Origin of the sequence: Pelomonas sp. Root1217 (assembly GCF_001425705.1) — a bacterium.
Lineage (GTDB): Bacteria > Pseudomonadota > Gammaproteobacteria > Burkholderiales > Burkholderiaceae_C > Pelomonas.
On sequence record NZ_LMDC01000001.1, the window covers coordinates 961992 to 981377 of the forward strand.

A 19386-nucleotide genomic window follows, 5' to 3' on the forward strand; every position below is an offset into this window, starting at 1 on the left:
GCGCCAGGGAGCCGCCGTCGCGGCTTGAATCTCGAGCGCGCTCGAAGCCTGCCGTCAGATCCCGGCCCCCGCCTCGAACAGGCTCAACCTCGCCGCACTCAGCTTCACCCGCTGCCCACCCTGCAGCCGCAGTGCGTCGGCTTCCTCACGCGTCAGCTCCGCTTCCAGCGGCTGGCCGTCCGGCCCGATCAGCTCGACCCGTGCGCTCGCGCCGAAGGACAGCACGCGCTCCACCGTGGCCGACAGACCCTGGGCCGATTCGTCCGTCAGGATCTGCAGCTCGTGCGGTCGGGCGTAGGCCTGCACCTCCCCCTCGCCATGCGCGCCCGCGTGCGGCAGTTGGTGTTCGCCCATGTGCAGCACGCCACCGCGCGCCTGGCCGACGAAGCGGTTGACCGCGCCAAGGAAGCCGTAGACGAAGGGCGTCGCGGGCTTCTCGTAGACCTCCTGCGGCGTGCCGACCTGCTCGACGCGACCATGGTCCATCAGCACGATGCGGTCGGCGACCTCAAGCGCTTCGTCCTGGTCGTGGGTGACGAAGATGCTGGTGATGTGCAGCTCGTCGTGCAGGCGGCGCAGCCAGCGGCGCAGTTCCTTGCGCACCTTGGCGTCCAGCGCGCCGAAGGGTTCGTCCAGCAGCAGCACGCGTGGCTCCACGGCCAGCGCGCGGGCCAGGGCGATGCGCTGGCGCTGGCCGCCGGAAAGCTGGGGCGGGAAGCGGTCGCCCAGCCAGTCCAGCTGCACGAGCTTGAGCAGCTCGGTGACGCGCTTCTTGATCTCGGCCTCCGGCAGGCGCTGCTTTCTGGGCTTCACGCGCAGGCCGAAGGCGACGTTGTCGAACACCGTCATGTGGCGGAACAGCGCGTAGTGCTGAAAGACGAAGCCGACCTGGCGCTCGCGCACGTGCGTGTCGGAGGCGTCCTGGCCGTCCAGCAACACGCGGCCCGCGTCGGCCTTCTCCAGGCCGGCAATGATGCGCAGCAGCGTCGTCTTGCCGCAGCCCGAGGGGCCGAGCAGAGCCACCAGCTCGCCGGTCGGGAATTCCAGCGACACGTCACCCAAGGCGGTGAAGTTGCCGAAACTCTTGTGGATGTTCTGGACCTGGATGCTCATCACTCGCTCCCGTGCGACGACTGGCTGGCGCGCCACTCGATGAATTGCTTGATCACCAGCGTCACCAGCGCCAGCAGCGCGAGCAGTGAGGCCACGGCGAAGGCGGCCGCGAACTGGTATTCGTTGTAGAGGATCTCGACGTGCAAAGGCAGCGTGTTGGTCAGGCCGCGAATGTGGCCGGAGACGACCGACACGGCGCCGAACTCGCCCATGGCGCGTGCATTGCACAGGATGACGCCGTACAGCAGCCCCCACTTGATATTGGGCAGCGTGACGCGGCGGAAGGTCTGCCAGCCGCTGGCGCCGAGCACGGTCGCGGCCTCCTCCTCGTCCTTGCCTTGCGCCTGCATCAGCGGGATCAGCTCGCGGGCGACGAAGGGGAAGGTCACGAAGACGGTCGCCAGCACGATGCCGGGCACGGCGAAGATGATCTTCACGTCGTGCTCCTGCAGCCAGGGGCCGAACCAGCCCTGGGCGCCGAAGATCAGCACATACATCAGGCCGGCCACGACGGGTGAGACCGAGAAGGGCAGGTCGATCAGCGTGATCAGCAGCTGCTTGCCGCGGAACTCGTGCTTGGCGATCAGCCAGGACGCGCTCAGGCCGAACACCAGATTCAGCGGCACTGCGATGGCGGTGGCGATCAGCGTCAGCTTGATGGCGGAGAAGGTTTCCTCTTCGGCGATGGACGCGAAGTACACCTCCCAGCCCTTGCGCAGCGCCTCGGTGAACACGGCGACCAGCGGCAGCAGCAGGAAGACGGCGAAGAAGGTCAGGCCCAGCGCCAGCAGCGTGAAACGCACCACAGGCGATTCGCGCGTGGCCGGGTTGTCCTGATACTTGGCGCGGGCACGCGGTGGTGCGAGGTGCAAAGCCGTGCTCATCGCTTTCCTCCCCGGCGCGAACTCCAGGCCTGCAGGCCATTGATGGCCAGCAGCAGCACGAAGCTGACGATCAGCATGACGGCCGCGATGGCCGTGGCACCCACATAGTCGTACTGCTCCAGCTTGGCGATGATCATCAGCGGCGTGATCTCGCTGACCATGGGGATGTTGCCGGCGATGAAGATCACCGAGCCGTACTCGCCCACGGCACGCGCGAAGGCCAGCGCGAAGCCGGTCAGCAAGGCGGGCAGCAGCGTGGGCAACACGACATAGCGGAAGGTCGTCCAGCGCTGGGCGCCGAGTGATGCCGCGGCTTCTTCCAACTCGGTCTCCATGTCCTCCAGCACCGGCTGCACCGTGCGCACGATGAAGGGCAGGCCGATGAAGATCAGCGCCAGCAGGATGCCCAGCGGCGTGAAGGCGATCTTGATGTCGTACTTGGCAAAGAGGGAGCCGACCCAGCCGTTGGGCGCATATAGCGCCGTCAGCGCGATGCCGGCCACGGCGGTGGGCAGGGCGAAGGGCAGATCGATGAGCGCGTCAACCAGCTTCTTGCCCGGGAACTCGTAGCGGACGATGCACCAGGCCAGGATGAGCCCGAAGAAGAGGTTGATGAAGGCGGCGATCAGCGAGGCGCCGAAGCTGAGCTTGTATGACGCCATCACGCGCGGTGACGTGGCGGCGGTCCAGAACGCCTCGAAGCCGTGGCCCGATGACTTCAGGAACACCGCGGTTAGCGGCACCAGCACGATGAGTGACAGGTAGAACAGCGTGAAGCCGAGCGTCGGCGCGAAGCCGGGCAGGACACGTCGCCGTCCCAGGGAGAACAAAGCCATATCTAGTTTTTTTAGCCGCGTCGGCGGCAAAGAGAAATGCAACCACAGAGGCACAGAGGCACAGAGGGAGACCTGAACTCAGAGGTTTCTCTGTGCCTCTGTGCCTCTGTGGTTGCGTTTGAATTCGCTCAGCGTTTGATGCTCGCCATCACCTGGTCAAACGAACCGCCATCGGCAAAGTGCTGCTTGCTGACCTTGGCCCAGCCGCCCAGCGTCTGGTCCACCGTGAAGAGCTTGATGTTGGCGAAGCGCTGTGCGTGCTTCTTGAAGATGGCCGGGTCGCGCGGGCGGAAGTTGTTCTTGGCGATGATTTCCTGGCCTTCCGGGCTCCAGTGGAAGTCGAGGTAGGCCTTGGCCAGCGCGGCGCTGCCCTTCTTGGCCACGACCTTGTCGACGATGGCCACCGGTGCGTCGGTCTCGATGGAGATGCTGGGGTTGACCTGCTCGAACTGGCCCTTGCCGAACTCGTTCTCGATCAGCTCGACCTCGGCCTCGAAGGTGACAAGCACATCGCCGATGCCGCGCTGCGTGAAGGTCGTCGTTGCGCCGCGGCCGCCACCGTCCAGCACCGGCACATTGGTCAGCACCTTGGTCACCAGCTCCTTGGCCTGGGCCTCACTGCCGCCAGTGGCGATGACGCTGCCCCAGATGGCCAGATAGCTATAGCGGCCGTTGCCGGTGACCTTGGGGTTGGGGATGATGACCTGCACGCCAGGGCGGGCCAAGTCGCTCCAGTCCTTGATGCCCTTGGGGTTGCCCTTGCGCACGAGGAAGGTCATGGTCGACGAATAGGGCGCCGCGTTGTTGGGGAAGCGGCTGCGCCAGTCGGCGGGCGTGAGGCCGGCGCTGGCGAGCTGGTCCACGTCGGTGGCCTGGTTCATCGTCACGACGTCGGCCTCCAGGCCGCCGATGACGGCACCGATCTGCTTGCTGGAGCCGCCGTGGCTCTGGTTGACGGTCACGACCTGGCCCTTGGCCTTCTGTGCGGCCACGAAGGCCGGGTTGATCTGCTTGTAGAGCTCACGGGCGACGTCGTAGGAGACATTGAGCAGCGTCGCGTCGGCGGCAAAGGCGGGCAGGGCGGCCGTGGCGGCCATCAGCGCGACCAGGGCGCGGCGGGTGGGCAGGAAAGAGGGCATGACTGGGCCGTCGGGTGAACGAAAGCCGAGAGGGTGCCCAAAGTCTCTTATTCGCGGAAGGACAGTTTTCTTATTTCCTTATTCGTTCCAGGGCATTGAGTGGCGCGCTGCTTGCTAATCTCATGAGCATGCCGTTTGCCCTTGACCACCCCTCGACTGCCTCGCTGCTGCTGGAAAGCACGGGCGAAGGCATCTTTGGCATCGACATGGCCGGCTGCTGCACCTTCGTCAACCGTGCCGCCTGCGAGGCCCTGGGCTGGCGCACGGAACAGGTGCTGGGCCGAAACATGCACGAGCTGATCCACCACTCACGAGAAAGCGGTGCCCACTACCCCGAGTGCGACTGCCCGATCTTCAATGCCTTTCGCCGTGGCGAGCCCTGCCGCATCGACGACGAGGTGCTGTGGCGAGCCGACGGCAGCGCTTTCCCCGCCGAATATTCGAGCTATCCCGTCATCGAGGCCGGGGAGGTGCAGGGCGCCGTCGTCACCTTCGTCGACATCTCGGCGCGTCGCCAGGCCGAGGCGTTGCTGCGCGCCAGCCATGACGAGCTGGAGCAGCGCGTGGCCGGGCGCACCGCCGAGCTGCGCGAGCTGGCCCACCACCTGGAGGCCGTGCGCGAGACCGAGCGCAAGCGCATCGCCCGCGAGATCCATGATGAGCTCGGCTCGCTGCTCGTCGCGCTGAAGATGGACCTGGACTGGCTGGCCCGCCGCGTCGGCGATGCGGCACAACGCGAGCCCATGGTGGACAAGTGCCAGCGCATGGGCGGCCTGGTGGACACGGCGGTCGACTCGGTCGGCCGCATCATCACCGACCTGCGCCCCAGCATCCTCGACCACCAGGGCCTGTGGGCGGCGCTGGAGTGGCAGGCCCAGGAGTTCGAGCTGGCTGGCAGCGACGAACGCCAGGTCGACTTCAAGATGCATGTGGCCGCCGACGTGGCGCCGCCGGAAGGGGGCCTGGCCATCGCGGTTTTCCGCATCTTCCAGGAGGTGTTGTCCAACATCGCCCGGCATGCGCGGGCGCGGCACGTGGCCATTCGCCTCGACGTGGACGCGCCGCCGGGGCCGGTGCTCTACCTGCAGGTGCGCGACGACGGTGTGGGCGCCGCGCCCGAGGCACTCAACGATGCGCGCAGCTACGGCGTGCTGGGCATGCGGGAGCGGGCGGGGCACTTCGGCGGCCGAGTGGGCATCGAGAGTTTTCCCGGGCGGGGCACGACGGTGCGGTTGGTGATGCCGCTGGAGCAAGGATGAACAACGAACACGACCACAGAGGCACAGAGGCACTGAGGAAACAGGCAGAGAAAAGGACTTCTCTGTGCCTCTGTGCATCCGTGGTTGCATCTCCGGCCCTGGGTTGCGCGCCGCGCTGCGGATGGCAAACATGATCCGCGTCCTCATCTGCGATGACCACCTCATCGTCCGCCAGGGCATCAAGCAGGTGCTGGCTGAAGCCGAGGATGTGCAAGTGGTCGGTGAGGCCGCCAACGGGCCCGACGCCATCCAGCGGGTGCGCGCCGGCGGCGTCGATGTCGTGCTGCTGGACATCGCCATGCCCCAGCGCGACGGCCTGGACATCCTGAAGGCGCTGAAATCCGAGTTCCCGAAGCTGCCGGTGCTGATGCTGTCCACCTACCCGGACCGCCAGTACGCCGTGCGCAGCTTGAAGCTCGGCGCGGCCGGCTACCTGAACAAGAGCGCTGACAGCGAGCAGATGATCGACGCCGTGCGCAGCGTCGCCCGCGGCAAGCTCTTCATCACGCCCAGCGTGGCCGAGCAACTGGCCGGCGCCATCGGCGCGGGCGGGCCGGGTAGCCGGCAGGCGGACGACACGCAAGCCCTGCACGAACTTCTGTCCCACCGCGAATACCAGGTCTTCAAGCTGCTGGCCGCCGGCCGCAGCGTGGGCGAGATCGCCGAACAGCTGGTGCTCTCGCCCAATACCGTGTCCACCTATCGCGCCCGTGTGCTGGAAAAGATAGGCGTGCGCAATGACGTAGAGCTGGCGCTGTTTGCAGTGCGCATGGAGCAGGCGGGATAGGACCGCTTCCCGAGAAGTGAAACCACGTTTCGTTTTGCGCGGTACATTGCCGACCGCATGCATCACCGCGCCGGCCGGCGCACAGAAAGAACTTCATGAGCGCCACCCAGCAAATCGCCGAAGCCTTCACCGCCGCCCGCGCCGCCGGCCTTGCGATCGAAGCCTACCCCGGCACGCCGCCCGCGACGCTGGCCGAGGCCTATGCCATCCAGGCCGCCGCCATCGCCCGCTGGCCCGATGCGGTCAAGGGCTGGAAGGTCGCCCGTGTGAACCCGGCGTTCGCGGCGCAGTTTCCTGAAGAGCGCCTCATCGGGCCCGCCTTTGCCGCCAACGTCCACCACGTGGCGCAAGGTGTTGCCGTGCAATGCCCGGTCTTCGAAGGCGGCTTTGCGGCGGTCGAGGCCGAAGTCGTCATCGTCGTCGCCGCGGATTCACCGGCCGGCAAGAGCGACTGGACGGCCGACACCGTCGCCCCGCTGGTCAAGTCCATGCACATCGGCGTGGAGGTCGCCAGCAGCCCGCTCGCGACCCTGAACGACATCGGCCCGGGGGCCGTCATCTCCGACTTCGGCAACAACTGGGGCGTCGTCGTCGGTGCCGAGATCGCCAACTGGCGCGACCTGGAAACGATCGATGTGGAGACCTTCATCGATGGCCAGTCCGTCGGCACAGGCAAGGTCGCCATCAAGCCAGGGCCTCTCGGCGCGCTGGCCTTTACGCTGAACAAGCGGGCCCAGCAGGGCGAGATCCTGCGCGCCGGCGACGTCATCTCGACCGGCATGATCACCGGCGTGCACGACATCCGCATCGGCCAGCAGTCGCGGCACGTGTTCGCCGGCGTGGGCGAGGTGCAGGTGCAGATCACGAAGGCTACCGCCGGAGGCGCCTGAGGGCTGGTCCTGGCTGCCGGAAGGCATCGCCGGCAGACAAATGAAACAAATGCCTGTGGCGCCTGAAACCACCGGTTGACCGGTGGCGGGCACAGTGTGGCGCTGTTCATCCAGGAGATCCGTCATGCCTTCACAACCGTTTCGCGCCCGCCATGTGCTGGCCGCACTCGTCGTCGCTTGCGCCTTCACTTCGGGCCTGGCTCATGCAATGGATGCCGAGCAAGGCATCGAGCAGGCGCTCAACGCGGCGCTGCAGGACAAGCGCGGCATCACGCTCTATGTGAACGGGCAGGCGATCTCAGGCGCCGTGACGCGCATCGAGCCGGGCCGCTGGGTGGAACTGCGCAACCAGCAGCACGGCCGCATCCTCGTGCGGCTGGACCGAATCGACGGCATTGCGGCGCCCTGAGGGTGCCCGCGTTCAAGCCTTGCTCAGGCGCGCCGCCACCGCCGGCGGCAGCGGCATGAACTCGCGCACGTCCTGCGCGCAGCGGCAGGCGGCGGCGATCTTGGCGGCCCAGCGGTGGGCGGCTTCCCGGTCGGGCACCTCGACGATGGTGAAGCCGCCGATGAAGTCCCGGTGGGCCGGGTTGGGGCCTGCGGTGATGCGGCCGTCGGTCGCCGCGATGGTCGTGCTGGGCGGCTCCAGCAGCCCACCGCCGAAGATGAACACGCCGGCGTCGATGGCTTCCAGCACGGCTGCGGCGGCGGCTTTGCCGACGGCCGGGAAATCAGCTTCCGGGATGTGGCCCATGGCACCGTCGTTGAAGGAGATCAGGTATTGGGGCATTCAGCGCTCCTGGGTAGGCCGGCCGTTTTCGGCTGGGGCCTCTTACGACGAACGAGCTGGCGCTGGGTCGACAAGTTCGTGGTTCGTAGGTTGACGTGAGGGCACTGACCCCAACTGACGAGGAGGCTCTGATCGTGTTGGGGTTCGCAACGCCCACACCAACCGACGCCTCAATGTTTGACGTGAGAGGCGGTGCCCGGCTTGCCGGGGCAATGTCCCATCAACGCAGGGTTGGACGGCGCTCTGTCTACACGCCCAGATACCTGCCGGGTTTGTGGTTCAGTGTGAGGATGGCGCCGATGGCCACGGCGCCAACGACTGACTGCAGAACCCGAACGGGCGGCACGGTGAAAAGCGCTGCAAGCACAACCAGAACATCGACCGACATCTGAATCTTTCCTGCGCTCAGACCCTTGGTTTGCTGGAGCCACTGCGCCACGATATTGACGCCACCGACGCTCGCCTGATGACGTAGCAGGGCCAGGAGGCCGAATCCGACGAGAAAGCCACCAAGTACCGCGGCCACCCAAGGGTTCAGGAACTCGAAGCGGACCACCCTGGGTGCCAACGCCGTACAGGCGGAAACCAGCGAGACGGCAAGGAGGCTTTTGAGCGTGAACTCTCTGCCGAGGCGCTGCCAGGACAGCAGGAAGAACGGCAGGCTGAAGGCGAAGAAGCACAGCGCCAGACTGAGGCCGCTGATGTAGCTGGCGAGGAAGGCAACTCCCGCGACCCCTCCCGTCAGCAGGCCGGCATGTGCAAACATGGTGAGGCCCAAGGCGACGAACAATGAGCCCGCTATTAGTGCATGGCCGTCATCAAGCCAGGTGTGAACGGGCGGTTCTGTTGAAGTTCGATCCATGCCGGCAAGCAAGCACACTGCGTGCCGTCGCGGCAATCACCGGGTGTGGGTACTGAACCCCAACAGACGCGGAGGCGCTGATCGTGTTGGGGTTCGCTACGCTCACCCCAACCTACGAACTGCGGCGGCCTTGCCGACGCCAGGGAAGTCGGCGGCCGGGATGTGGCTCATGGCGCCTTCGTTGAAGGAGATCAGGTATTGGGTCATTCAGCGCTCCTGGGTTTGGCGAGCCGCTGCGGCTGCCGCCAGCACGAAGAACGGGGCGGCGCTGGGTCGACAAACTTGCAGGTTGGGGTGAAGGAACTGAACCCCAACGGATGCGATGTGTCTGCTCGTGTTGGGGTTCGCAACGCTCACCCCATTAACCTACCTAGATGCTTCAATGATGAAGGGGCTACGCGTCGTTCGCAGGCAGTACATCAACGTTCGCCCAGTTCCAGTTGACCGGCTGCGCTTGGAAATCGGGTAGGTTAGACGAGACGATGTTCCTCAACTCTGCTTCCATCGTTGAGATGTTCTTCTCAAGCAACTGCACGTCACTTGCAGTGAGGTCGAAGCGGAACTTTCCGCTTGCCACATTGAACTTTTGTGGAGAACTCAGTCGGACCTCAATGTCATAGCGGCCCGGCTTCCACCAGAACGCCTTGCGCCGTGCTTCGAGCAAAGAAAACAACTCCTTGCTCGCGAGCGTCTCAGCTACATACGTGTCGGGTTTGCTTTGCTTCAAGTAGTTGAAATGACCCACCAGCGCTTGGATCAATGGTCGATCACCTTCGTGATACCTGGGCTCTTGAAATCGAACGAACTTCTCCAGCAAAGACTGCGTTCCAACCTTAATGGCAATCGGCGATTGATCGCGACCAACGACTTGCTTGTTTCCGGCGGCATCAGTGATCTCGCTGAACGTTTCTCCCAGACCCGCCCAACGAAGTGCTCGGCTGTCTCCGTCCTGATGGCGGAGAACCATTTCCATTCCGTCGATTACGACGTCTTTGTTGTCGACCAAAATGGCCATCCGAAGATTGCAGATCGGTCCCAAGGAAGTGAAGCCTGCCTCGGCATATTGGTTTGGCACGATGCGCACAGTAGGACGCACAACTCTGCGATAGATCCAACTCGCAATCTGAGGTAACCACGCAGCGGCACCGATATACGCAGCGATCTCTTCTGGTTTCATGTCGCAAGCATAGAGGTTGGACACGCGTTCTGCCGCCAGCCGCTGCGACCCCAGGTTTTCCCTGGTAGTTCCAGCCCTACAAAAACTCGCCGCCCCCCACGATTCCGCGACGACGCACGTACTCCTAGAGTCGCTCCCATCCTGAGGAGCACTCGATGACCCACGATCCCTACGACGCTGACCGGCCCTTGTTGATGCATTGCGCCTGCGGCCAGCACGCCAGCGCTGCTGACCATGCTGCTGCCGAACTGCGCGCACGCAGTGAAACGGCCGACTTCGGGGCCGAGTCCGCCAGCTTCGTCGAAGCCACGCTCGTGAAGGCGCTGTTCCCGCAGGACGCGCTGCGCCGCCGCTTCCTGAGGGCTGTCGGTCGCAACACCGCAATGGCCGCCATCGGCAGCGTGCTGCCCATCGCCTCGTTGCAGGCCATGGCGCAGGGCGGTCAAGGCTCGCTGGAGAAGAAGGACCTGAAGATCGGCTTCATCCCTATCACCTGCGCCACGCCGCTGATCATGGCGCACCCGCTGGGCTTCTATGCCAAGCAGGGGCTGAACGTGGAGGTGGTGAAGACGGCGGGCTGGGCGTTGATCCGCGACAAGATGATCAACAAGGAATACGACGCCACGCACTTCCTGTCGCCGATGCCGCTGGCCATCAGCCTGGGCCTGGGCGCGCCGGCCACGGCGATGAACGTGGCCACCATCCAGAACACCAACGGCCAGGCGATCACGCTGGGTGTCAAGCACAAGGACAAGCGCGACCCGGCGACGTGGAAGGGCTTCAAGTTCGCGGTGCCCTTCGAGTATTCGATGCACAACTTCCTGCTGCGCTACTACGTGGCCGAAGCGGGGCTGGACCCGGACCGTGACATTCAGATCCGCGTGGTGCCGCCGCCGGAGATGGTGGCCAATCTGCGCGCCGGCAACATCGACGGTTTCCTTGGCCCGGACCCGTTCAACCAGCGCGCGGTGTACGAGGAGGTGGGCTTCATCCACATCCTCACCAAGGAGCTTTGGAACGGCCACCCCTGCTGCGCCTTCGGCACCAGCAGCGAGTTCATCCAGAAGAACCCCAACACCTTCATCGCGCTGTACCGCGCGGTGCTGACAGCTGCGGCGATGGCGCGCGAGGCCAAGAACCGCGAGCTGATCGCCAAGGTCATCGCGCCGCAGGCCTACCTGAACCAGCCGGAGACCGTCATCGCCCAGGTGCTGACGGGCAAGTTTGCCGACGGCCTGGGCAACGTCAAGGTCGTGCCCGACCGCGCGGACTTCGACCCGATGCCCTGGCAAAGCATGGCCGTGTGGATGCTGACGCAGATGAAGCGCTGGGGCTACCTGAAGGGTGATGTGAACTACAAGCAGGTCGCCGAGAAGGTGTTCCTGCTGACCGATGCGCGCAAGCAGATGAAGGCGCTCGACCAGGCCGTGCCGGAGGACAAGGCCGGCGGCTATCCGAAGTTCAAGGTGATGGGCAAGGAGTTCGATCCGGCCAAGCCGCAGGCCTACGTCGACAGCTTCGCAATCAAGCGCGCTTGATGGTCACGGCTTCAAAGGCAACCACAGAGACACAGAGGCACAGAGGAATTCCGAAGCCTTCTCTTGCTCTGTGTCTCCGTGCCTCTGTGGTTGCATTTTTCAATCGACATCGCCATGCATAGATCCCTGAACTTCCGCGCCGGCCTGCTGTCGCTGCTGCTGCTCGGCTGCCTGCTCGGCCTGTGGCATCTGACCACGCTGGGCGGTAGCCAGGCCGCGGCGCCGGCGGCCATGACGCCCGAGCAGGTCGAGTACGCCAAACTGATGGGGAAGCCGGTGGACGCCACGCCGGTGGCGGCCAAGAGCGGCTTCCCGACGCTGGCGCAGATGGGCCGCACGGTGGTGCACCACCTCTCCGAGCCGTTCTACGACCGGGGCCCCAACGACAAGGGCATCGGCCTGCAGCTGGCCTACTCGCTGGGCCGTGTGGGCGTCGGCTATCTGCTCGCGGCGCTGGTGGCCATCCCGCTGGGCTTCGTCATCGGCATGAGCCCGCTGATTTACAAGGCGCTGGACCCTTTCATCCAGGTGCTCAAGCCCATCTCGCCGCTGGCCTGGATGCCGCTGGCGCTCTACACGATCAAGGATTCGGCCGCGAGCGGCATCTTCGTCATCTTCATCTGCAGCCTGTGGCCGATGCTGATCAACACGGCCTTCGGCGTGGCCGGCGTGCGGCGCGAGTGGCTGAACGTAGCGCGCACGCTGGAGGTGAGCCCGCTGCGCCGCGCCTTCGAGGTCATCTTGCCGGCGGCGGCGCCCACCATCCTGACGGGCATGCGCATCAGCATGGGCATCGCGTGGCTGGTCATCGTCGCCGCCGAGATGCTGGTGGGCGGCACGGGCATCGGCTACTTCGTCTGGAACGAGTGGAACAACCTCAGCCTGCCCAACGTCATCTTCGCCATCCTCGTCATCGGCCTCGTCGGCATGGCGCTGGACCTGCTCTTCGCCCGCGCGCAGAAGGCGGTGACCTATGTCGATTGAACTCGTCCAAGTCCAGGGCCTGGCCAAGCGCTATGGCGATGCGACCGTCTTCGATCACGTCAACTTCACGCTGACCGAGGGCGAGTTCGTCTGCATCATCGGCCATAGCGGCTGCGGCAAGACGACCATCCTCAACGTGCTGGCCGGGCTGGAGCAGGCGAGCGAGGGCCACGTCTTCATGGCCAAGCGCGAGGTCAACGCGCCGGGGCTGGAGCGCGGCGTCGTGTTCCAGGGCCATGCGCTGATGCCGTGGCTCACCGTGCGCCAGAACATCGCCTTCGCTGTGCGCAGCAAGTGGCCGGCGTGGAAGCGCGCCGAGATCGATGCGCAGGTCGAGAAGTACGTTGCCCTTGTCGGCCTCACGCCGGCGCTCGACAAGAAGCCCAGCCAGCTCTCCGGCGGCATGAAGCAGCGCGTGGGCATCGCCCGCGCCTTCGCCATCGAGCCGCGCATGCTGTTGCTGGACGAGCCCTTCGGCGCGCTCGATGCGCTGACGCGCGGCACCATTCAGGACGAGCTGCTGAAGATCTGCGCCGCCACGCGCCAGACCGTCTTCATGATCACGCACGACGTGGACGAAGCCATCCTGCTCGCCGACCGCATCCTGCTGATGGCCAACGGCCCGCAGGCGCGCGTGGCCGAGATCGTCGTCAACACCATGACCCGCGATCGGCAACGCGCCACGCTGCACCACGACCCGCAGTTCTATCGCATCCGCAATCACCTCGTCGACTTCCTCGTCGAACGCAGCGCCACGCTGTCGCACGGCCGGGCGCCCGAGCAGCCACCAGAGGTCCGGCCCGGCCTGACGCAAACCGCCGAAGTCATTCCCCTCGATCCCTCCCTCACCACACTCAGGAGCCAAGCATGAGCCGCCTCGAAGTCACCGAAAAAATCATCGCCACCAAGGTTGCCAAAGGCATCAAGTGGGCCGACGTCGCTGCCGACATCGGCCTCAGCAAGGAATGGGTCACCGCCGGCTGCCTTGGCCAGATGACCTTCAACGACGAGCAGGCCGCCAAGCTGGCCAAGCTCTTCGACCTGACCGAGTGCGAGACGCAGTGGCTCAAGGTCGTGCCTTACAAAGGCAGCCTGCCGACCTCCGTGCCGACCGATCCGCTGATCTACCGCTTCTACGAGCTGATCAGCGTCTACGGCACGACCTTCAAGGAGCTGATCCACGAAGAGTTCGGCGACGGCATCATGAGCGCCATCGACTTCAAGATGGACCTGCAGCGCGAGCCCAACGCAGCCGGCGACCGCGTCAGCATCGTCATGAGCGGCAAGTTCCTGCCCTACAAGACGTATTGATCATGAAGCCGCCGCTGCCGCCGTTCACACACGAGAGTGCTATCCAGAAAGTACGCCTCGCTGAGGACGCCTGGAACAGCCGCGACCCGGACCGCGTCGTCGGCGTCTACACGGACGACACGGTCTGGCGTAACCGTGCCGAGTTCCCCGTTGGCCGCGAGCAGGTGCATGCGCTGCTCACCCGCAAGTGGGCGCGCGAGCTGGACTACCGGCTCATCAAGGAGCTGTGGGCCTTCGGCGGCAACCGCATCGCCGTGCGCTTTGCCTACGAGTGGCACGACGACTCCGGCCACTGGTACCGCAGCTATGGCAACGAGAACTGGGAGTTCACCGACGAGGGGCTGATGCGGCGGCGCTTTGCCAGCATCAACGATTTACCCATCGCCGAATCGGCGCGGCTGTTCTTCTGGCCGCTGGGCCGGCGGCCGGATGACCACCCCAGCCTGAGTGACCTGGGGCTCTAGGCGCGAACGGCCAGCATCACTGCATACGCCTTGAATACGGCCGTTGCCGGCTGGCCCGCCGCCAGTCCCAAGCCGTCGACCGCGTCATTGGTGACGCTCGCCGTGACGACCGTGCCGCCCGGCAGCGTGAGCCCGATCAGCGACGACACCGCACCGCGCTCCACGCGCGACACGGCGCCGGTCAGCTGGTTGCGGGCGGACAGCTTGTAGCCGCCGAAGTCGGTGACTAGCACCACCTCGCTGGACTTCACGAGGGCGAGGGCCTCCTTGCCCGTCTGCACCTGCAGCTCCTGCGCGGCCTCGGTCGTCAATGAGGCGGTGACATGCTGGCCGCCGTCCAGCGCGACGCGCACCGTCGTTGTCGACGGGCCGGGGTTCACGCCCGCGATGCGGCCGAAGAACTGATTGCGGGCGGTGGTTTTCATGCTCATCCTTTTCAGCAGCGCGTCAAGCGCCGGTTGCGTGGCCAGCCAGGCGGCCTGTTCGTGCAGGAAGGCGGTGTGCCGGGCCTGCAGCTCGCGCCAGGCGACGAGCAGCGCCTCGCCCTCGGCCGTCAGTCGCGTGCCGCCGCCGCCGGCGCCGCCGGTGGCCTTGTCGACCAGCGGCGCATGCGTCAACGCCATCGCCGCGTCCAGCACCAGCCAGGCGCCCTTGTAGCTGTAGCCGGCAGCGCGCGCGGCCTTTTGCAGCGAGCCGGTCAGGGCCAGTGCGGCCAGCAGGTCGAAGAAGCGGCCATCGAGCCGGCCGGCAAGGCGCAGCTGGCCCTGCAGCAGCGGGTGGTCGTGGGCCGTCATGCCAGGCGTTCCCGCAGGTCGTCGCGGCCGGCGATCAGGCGTTCGGTCACGCGGCCGCCGTCGAACAGGTAGACCTCCTCGGCCAGCGCGACCACGTCGTCGGCATCGTGGCTGACGATCACTGCCGGGATGCCCCATTGCGCGCGCACCCGCTTCAGCTCCTGGCGCAGTTCGCGTCGCAGCGCGCTGTGCAGCGCGGCGAAGGGCTCATCCAGCAGCAGCACCTGCGGGTTGCAGGCCAGCGCGCGCGCCAGCGCCACGCGCTGCTGCTGGCCGCCGGAGAGCGTGCTTGGCTTGCTGCGCGCCAGAGCCGCGAGGCCGAAGGATTCGATCAGCTCGTCCACTCGCGCCGCATCTTCGGCCTTCAGCCGCTTGCGCCAACTCGTCAGCCCGAAGGCGATGTTGTCGCGCACGTTGAGGTGGGGGAAGAGGGCGTAGTGCTGGAAGAGGTAGCCCACGCCGCGCGCCTCGGGCGGCAGGTTGATGCCGGCGGCGGTGTCCAGCAGTGTGCGGCCGTTCAACAGCACGCGGCCAGCCTGCACGGGCAGCAGGCCGGCCATCGCCTGCAGCGTCAGTGACTTGCCGGCGCCCGACGGGCCGTAGAGGGCGACGAAGGGCGCATCGGTCGCGAAGGCGATGTCGAGGTCGAAGCGGCGCCGGGCGTCGCTGACCGAGAGTTGCAGGCGAACGTCGATCAAGGCTTGCCGAAACCGTACTTGGCGAGGATGGCCTGCGCATCGGCCCCGCCGAGGAAGGCGACGAACTCTCGCGCCAACGCAGGCTGCCGGCTGCCCGCTACGACGGCTGCCGGGTAGGTGATGGGCGCGTGGCCGCCTACCGCCGCGACCACGCGCAGCTTGTCCTTGGCGATCTCGGCGTCCGTGCGGTAGACGAAACCGGCGTCCACCTCGCCGCGCGCGACGTAGTCCAGCACCTGGCGCACGTTGTCGGCGAAGACAAGCTTGGGGCCCACCGCCGACCAGAGTTGTGCGGCCGCCAGCGCCTGCTGCGTGTATCTGCCCACGGGGACGGAGGCCACCTTGCCAACGGCGATGCGTTTCACGGCGGGCAAGGCCAGGTCGGCCGCGCGCTTGACGGGGCTGTCCGGCGGCGCCACCAGGACCAGGGTGTTGCTCGCGAAATCGCGGCGGGTGCCGACGGTGATGAGCTGTTGGTCGGCACTGCGGTTCATCGTCTCCTGGTCGGCGCTGGCGAAGACGTCCACCGGCGCGCCCTGGGCGATCTGCTGCAGCAGCACGCCGGAGGCGGCGAAGTTGAAGCGCAGCGTCGCGCCGGGCTTGGCCGCCTCGAAGCGCGGGCCGATCTCCTTGAAAGCGTCGGTCAGGCTGGCGGCGGCGGACACGGTCAGTTGCTGGGCATGAGCCAGCAAGGGCAGGGCCAGGCAGAGAACGGACAGCAGGCGTTTCATGACGGCGAGCGTTGCAGATAGCGGTTGGACAGCACGAGGATGGCGACCGAGAAGGCCGACACGATGAGGGCGAGCATCAGCGCCAGGTCGTCGCGCCCGGCCTGCACGGCGTCGTAGATGGCCATGGAGGCGGTCTGGGTCTGGCCCGGGATGGAGCCGGCCACCATCAGCGAGGCGCCAAACTCGCCCATCGCGCGGGCGAAGGCCAGCAGCGTGCCGGCGAGGATGCCAGGCCAGGCCAGCGGCAGCGTCACGCGCAGGAAGGTGCTCCAGCCCGACTGGCGCAGCGTGCGCGCGGCGGCTTCAAGGTTGCGGTCGACCTGGGCGAAGGCGCTGCTGGCACCCTTGAGCACCAGCGGCAGGGCCACCAGCGTCGAGGCGATGACGGCGCCATGCCAGTTGAAGATGATGGTGTAGTCGAAGTGGTCGCGCAGCCAGCCACCAAGCGCGCTGCGCCGACCCATCAGCACAAGGATGCCGTAGCCCAGCACGGTCGGCGGCAGGACCAGCGGCAGCATGCAGATGGCCTCCAGCAGGCCTCGGCCCGGGAGCCTGGTGCGGGCGAACACCCAGCCCAGGGCCAGACCCAGCACCAGGGCCAGCGCCGTTGCGACGAGGGCCACGCGCAGCGTCAGTGCCAGCGGCGCGGCGTCAAACTGGCTCCAGAGGTCGGTCGGCATGGTGGCGTAATGTAATCAACTACATCACGAATTGCCGACCGAAGCGTGGACTGGCCACGGCGCACTATGCTGTCGAGCAACATCATGGAACTGTTGATCGATCTCTTTGCCCGCTACGGCCTGCTTGCCGTGGCCGTCGCTGTGCTGCTGCACCAGCTCGGCGCGCCGCTGCCGTCCACACCCTTGCTGCTGTTGCTGGGCGCGGAGTCAGCGGCACGCGAGGGTTTCGCGTTGCGTGCCTTCACCGCCATCACGCTGGCCGCGATGGTGGCCAATGTGCTTTGGTTCTGGGCTGGCCGGCGCTTGGGGCGGCGTGTGCTGGCGGCGCTGTGCCGCATTTCCATCTCCCCGGACAGCTGCGTGCGCCAGAACGAGATCAGCTTCGCCCGCCGTGGTGTGCTGACCCTGCTCATCGCCAAGTTCGTGCCGGGGCTGTCCATGCTCGCGCCACCGCTGGCGGGTGCCTTGGGCATGACAGCGGGGCGCTTCCTGACCTGGAACCTGCTCGGCTCGGCGCTCTGGGCGGCCGCCGGCCTGGCAGCCGGCCGTGTCTTTCATGCGCAGATCGATGCCGTGCTGCGCGAGCTGAGCCAGTTGGGCGGCGCTGCCCTGGCCCTCGGCGCAGTGATCGTCGGCGGCTATCTCGGCTGGCGGTTGTGGCGGCGCGCCGCAGTCCGGCGAGAGCTGAGCCGTCTCGAGCGCCTCGGCCCCGACGACGTGTTGGCGTTGATGCAGCAGGGCAGCAATGTCGTTTTCGTCGATGTGCGTGGTGCACCGCTGGGCGGCCGCATTCCCGGCGCGCGCCACCTCGACCTCGGCGCCCTGGGCGACGCCGCCCTGGCGGGCTGGCCGCTGGAGGCGGAGTTCATCACCTATTGCGCCTGTCCCAACGATGTGTCCGCCGCGCGCGCCGCGCAGTGGTTGAAGGCCAGGGGTCATCAGGCCCGTGTGCTGCGCGGCGGCATCGACGCCTGGGCGCAGGCCGGCCTTGCCCTCGAAGCGGGATGAATCCACGTTCGGCCAAGGTTGGACTGCGCGAGTTGAATCTAGTGTTTACCCTATAATCGGGTTTACCCTAGATCAACGAGAGGGCCACGAGCCCAAACCACCATGAGCCTGATCCAAAACTTGCTGCAATCTCTGCGCACCGCACTGACCGTTGACACCGTCTCCGACATCGAAGAGCGCTATCTGTCCAGCGCCATTGACCACGCCGACCTCGAGCGCCGCATTGCAACCCAATCGCGTGCCTCCATGTCCATGGCGCCGATGAACATCGGTCGCTGAGCCAAGCCGGCTCGCAAAAACGGCCCCGTCAGGGGCCGTTGTCGTTTCCGGGCTGCGCTTACTGGATCAGGCCGTTCTTCAGCGCGTAATAGGTCAGGTCGCTGTTGGTCTCAAGCTTGATCTTCTCCAGCACCCGGGTGCGGTAGGTGCTGACGGTCTTGACGCTGAGGAACATGGCCTTGGCCATGTCGCCCACCGTCTCACCCTTGGCCAGGCGCAGGAAGACCTGCAGCTCACGCTCCGACAGCGATTCGTGCAGTGGCCGGTCGGAGCCGCCGCCGGCGACACCGTCGGCCAGCAACTCGGCCACGGCCGGGCTGATGTAACGCCGGCCGCGCGCGACGGTGCGGATGGCGTTGGCGATTTCCTCCGGATCGCATTCCTTGTTCAGGTAGCCGCTGGCGCCCTGGCGCAGCAGCGCCGTGGCGTAATGCGTCTCAGGGAAGCCACTGAGGATGAGGATGGGCAACTCGGGGAAGCGGGTCTTGATGGCCGACAAGGCATCCACGCCGCTCTGTCCGGGCATGGAGATGTCCATCAACAGGACATCGACCTCGCCGGTACGTGCCAGCTCCAGCGCGTCGCGGCCGTTGCCGGCCTCGCCCGTCACACGCAGGTCGACGTTTTCGCCGAGGAACTGACGCAGGCCGGACCGCACGATGGCGTGGTCGTCAACGATGCCAATGCGAATCATGTTGCGCTCCGAATCAGTTGTGATAACGAGTAAAGCGTAGCGAGGGCAAACGGCGTGCGCGATCAGCGCTGTCCTACAAGGGGTATAGGCCGGCCGCTTGTCCTACGGGTCCACGCGGATGTGGCCGGTAGCCGGTGTCATCGGTTTTTTGCAAAGTCGCCTCAGGTCTCCGAGACCATGGAGCGAGTGATGAAAACCCTGGCCGACGCCTTGGCCCGCCTTCTTCCGCCGCTGTGGCTGGTCATCGCCCTCAGCGCCGCGCTGGGCGCCGCCCTGCTCGTGGCTTTTGTCGACCTCCTTCAACAGAACGTTCGCCGTGGCGAGGAAATGCGCCATTGGCAACGAGTCGGCGTTGTCCGACACCCGATAGGCGCCGTGGCTGCCGCCGCGCCGCAGGCGCAGCCGCCACAGTCGGCCACATCGTTTTCCCAACACCTTCAGCGATGAAGAAAGGACACATGATGAACC

24 protein-coding genes are annotated in these 19386 nt (G+C 66.1%); 12 read left to right on the forward strand and 12 right to left on the reverse strand.

What is annotated here, in order from left to right; genetic code table 11:
• Positions 1-54 precede the first annotated feature (54 nt).
• The 4 genes from ASC95_RS04445 to ASC95_RS04460 all read right to left on the reverse strand — a co-directional run bounded on the left by ASC95_RS04445 (position 55) and on the right by ASC95_RS04460 (position 3972).
• Positions 55-1113 carry a sulfate/molybdate ABC transporter ATP-binding protein gene (locus tag ASC95_RS04445; RefSeq protein WP_057296529.1) on the reverse strand — a complete coding sequence of 353 codons (1059 nt, stop codon included), beginning with the start codon at positions 1111-1113 and terminating at the stop codon, positions 55-57.
• Positions 1113-1997, reverse strand: coding sequence for a sulfate ABC transporter permease subunit CysW (gene cysW, locus ASC95_RS04450; RefSeq protein WP_057296530.1), 885 nt, complete (start codon positions 1995-1997; stop codon positions 1113-1115). The genes ASC95_RS04445 and cysW overlap by 1 nt, the downstream gene beginning before the upstream one ends.
• Positions 1994-2833, reverse strand: a complete 840-nt coding sequence (cysT, locus tag ASC95_RS04455; RefSeq protein WP_157255946.1) for a sulfate ABC transporter permease subunit CysT — start codon at positions 2831-2833, stop codon at positions 1994-1996. Before cysT ends, cysW begins: the two co-directional genes overlap by 4 nt.
• Before the next feature lie 128 nt (positions 2834-2961).
• Positions 2962-3972: a sulfate ABC transporter substrate-binding protein gene (locus ASC95_RS04460; protein ID WP_057296531.1), complete on the reverse strand. Its 1011-nt coding sequence runs from the start codon at positions 3970-3972 to the stop codon at positions 2962-2964.
• A 128-nt stretch (positions 3973-4100) separates the two neighbouring features.
• Between ASC95_RS04460 and ASC95_RS04465 the strand changes: the two genes are divergently transcribed.
• The 4 genes from ASC95_RS04465 to ASC95_RS04480 all read left to right on the forward strand — a co-directional run bounded on the left by ASC95_RS04465 (position 4101) and on the right by ASC95_RS04480 (position 7317).
• On the forward strand, positions 4101-5231 hold the full coding sequence (locus tag ASC95_RS04465; protein WP_082567556.1) for a PAS domain-containing sensor histidine kinase: 1131 nt from the start codon (positions 4101-4103) through the stop codon (positions 5229-5231).
• 130 nt (positions 5232-5361) lie between these two features.
• Positions 5362-6018 (forward strand): response regulator transcription factor, encoded by a 657-nt coding sequence (locus tag ASC95_RS04470; protein WP_057297048.1) that lies wholly within the window; start codon positions 5362-5364, stop codon positions 6016-6018.
• A 95-nt stretch (positions 6019-6113) separates the two neighbouring features.
• Positions 6114-6908: a hypothetical protein gene (locus tag ASC95_RS04475; RefSeq protein WP_057296533.1), complete on the forward strand. Its 795-nt coding sequence runs from the start codon at positions 6114-6116 to the stop codon at positions 6906-6908.
• Between the two features lie 124 nt (positions 6909-7032).
• A complete protein-coding gene (locus tag ASC95_RS04480) occupies positions 7033-7317 on the forward strand; it encodes a hypothetical protein (protein ID WP_057296534.1) in 285 nt (94 codons plus the stop codon).
• Positions 7318-7329: 12 nt separating this feature from the next.
• Here ASC95_RS04480 and ASC95_RS04485 read toward each other — a convergent pair whose 3' ends face one another.
• From ASC95_RS04485 to ASC95_RS04495, 3 genes are all read right to left on the reverse strand, one after another.
• On the reverse strand, positions 7330-7698 hold the full coding sequence (locus ASC95_RS04485; RefSeq protein ID WP_057296535.1) for a YciI family protein: 369 nt from the start codon (positions 7696-7698) through the stop codon (positions 7330-7332).
• A 247-nt stretch (positions 7699-7945) separates the two neighbouring features.
• A complete protein-coding gene (locus ASC95_RS04490) occupies positions 7946-8560 on the reverse strand; it encodes a YitT family protein (RefSeq protein ID WP_057296536.1) in 615 nt (204 codons plus the stop codon).
• A gap of 394 nt (positions 8561-8954) precedes the next feature.
• The gene (locus ASC95_RS04495; protein WP_235537684.1) at positions 8955-9761 is read right to left on the reverse strand and encodes a hypothetical protein; all 807 of its coding nucleotides are present in this window, start codon (positions 9759-9761) and stop codon (positions 8955-8957) included.
• A gap of 131 nt (positions 9762-9892) precedes the next feature.
• On the opposite strand from ASC95_RS04495, the gene ASC95_RS04500 reads away from it, so the two are divergent.
• From ASC95_RS04500 to ASC95_RS04520, 5 genes are all read left to right on the forward strand, one after another.
• Positions 9893-11275, forward strand: coding sequence for a CmpA/NrtA family ABC transporter substrate-binding protein (locus ASC95_RS04500; RefSeq protein WP_057296538.1), 1383 nt, complete (start codon positions 9893-9895; stop codon positions 11273-11275).
• Positions 11276-11389: 114 nt separating this feature from the next.
• Entirely contained in the window at positions 11390-12259 is an 870-nt protein-coding gene (gene ntrB, locus ASC95_RS04505; protein WP_057296539.1) for a nitrate ABC transporter permease, read from the forward strand.
• Positions 12249-13130 (forward strand): ABC transporter ATP-binding protein, encoded by an 882-nt coding sequence (locus ASC95_RS04510; RefSeq protein WP_057296540.1) that lies wholly within the window; start codon positions 12249-12251, stop codon positions 13128-13130. Before ntrB ends, ASC95_RS04510 begins: the two co-directional genes overlap by 11 nt.
• Entirely contained in the window at positions 13127-13570 is a 444-nt protein-coding gene (gene cynS / locus ASC95_RS04515; RefSeq protein WP_057296541.1) for a cyanase, read from the forward strand. Before ASC95_RS04510 ends, cynS begins: the two co-directional genes overlap by 4 nt.
• Before the next feature lie 2 nt (positions 13571-13572).
• On the forward strand, positions 13573-14034 hold the full coding sequence (locus ASC95_RS04520; RefSeq protein ID WP_057296542.1) for a nuclear transport factor 2 family protein: 462 nt from the start codon (positions 13573-13575) through the stop codon (positions 14032-14034).
• Here ASC95_RS04520 and ASC95_RS04525 read toward each other — a convergent pair.
• From ASC95_RS04525 to modB, 4 genes are read right to left on the reverse strand one after another with little or no spacing between them, the layout of a single operon-like run.
• Positions 14031-14828 carry a TOBE domain-containing protein gene (locus tag ASC95_RS04525; protein WP_057296543.1) on the reverse strand — a complete coding sequence of 266 codons (798 nt, stop codon included), beginning with the start codon at positions 14826-14828 and terminating at the stop codon, positions 14031-14033. The two genes, ASC95_RS04520 and ASC95_RS04525, sit on opposite strands and share 4 nt — an antisense overlap.
• Positions 14825-15526: an ABC transporter ATP-binding protein gene (locus ASC95_RS04530; protein ID WP_057296544.1), complete on the reverse strand. Its 702-nt coding sequence runs from the start codon at positions 15524-15526 to the stop codon at positions 14825-14827. Before ASC95_RS04530 ends, ASC95_RS04525 begins: the two co-directional genes overlap by 4 nt.
• A complete protein-coding gene (gene modA / locus ASC95_RS04535; protein WP_057296545.1) occupies positions 15523-16257 on the reverse strand; it encodes a molybdate ABC transporter substrate-binding protein in 735 nt (244 codons plus the stop codon). The genes ASC95_RS04530 and modA overlap by 4 nt, the downstream gene beginning before the upstream one ends.
• Entirely contained in the window at positions 16254-16937 is a 684-nt protein-coding gene (modB, locus tag ASC95_RS04540; protein ID WP_057296546.1) for a molybdate ABC transporter permease subunit, read from the reverse strand. The genes modA and modB overlap by 4 nt, the downstream gene beginning before the upstream one ends.
• 84 nt (positions 16938-17021) lie before the next feature.
• Between modB and ASC95_RS04545 the strand changes: the two genes are divergently transcribed.
• Positions 17022-17945, forward strand: coding sequence for a VTT domain-containing protein (locus ASC95_RS04545; RefSeq protein ID WP_200960064.1), 924 nt, complete (start codon positions 17022-17024; stop codon positions 17943-17945).
• Positions 17946-18047: 102 nt separating this feature from the next.
• A complete protein-coding gene (locus ASC95_RS30360) occupies positions 18048-18224 on the forward strand; it encodes a hypothetical protein (protein WP_157255949.1) in 177 nt (58 codons plus the stop codon).
• 58 nt (positions 18225-18282) lie between these two features.
• Here ASC95_RS30360 and ASC95_RS04550 read toward each other — a convergent pair whose 3' ends face one another.
• Entirely contained in the window at positions 18283-18918 is a 636-nt protein-coding gene (locus ASC95_RS04550; protein WP_056197556.1) for a response regulator transcription factor, read from the reverse strand.
• 189 nt (positions 18919-19107) lie between these two features.
• Here ASC95_RS04550 and ASC95_RS04555 point away from each other — a divergent pair, with 189 nt between their 5' ends.
• Positions 19108-19365 (forward strand): hypothetical protein, encoded by a 258-nt coding sequence (locus ASC95_RS04555; RefSeq protein ID WP_057296548.1) that lies wholly within the window; start codon positions 19108-19110, stop codon positions 19363-19365.
• The last annotated feature ends 21 nt before the right edge of the window (positions 19366-19386 follow it).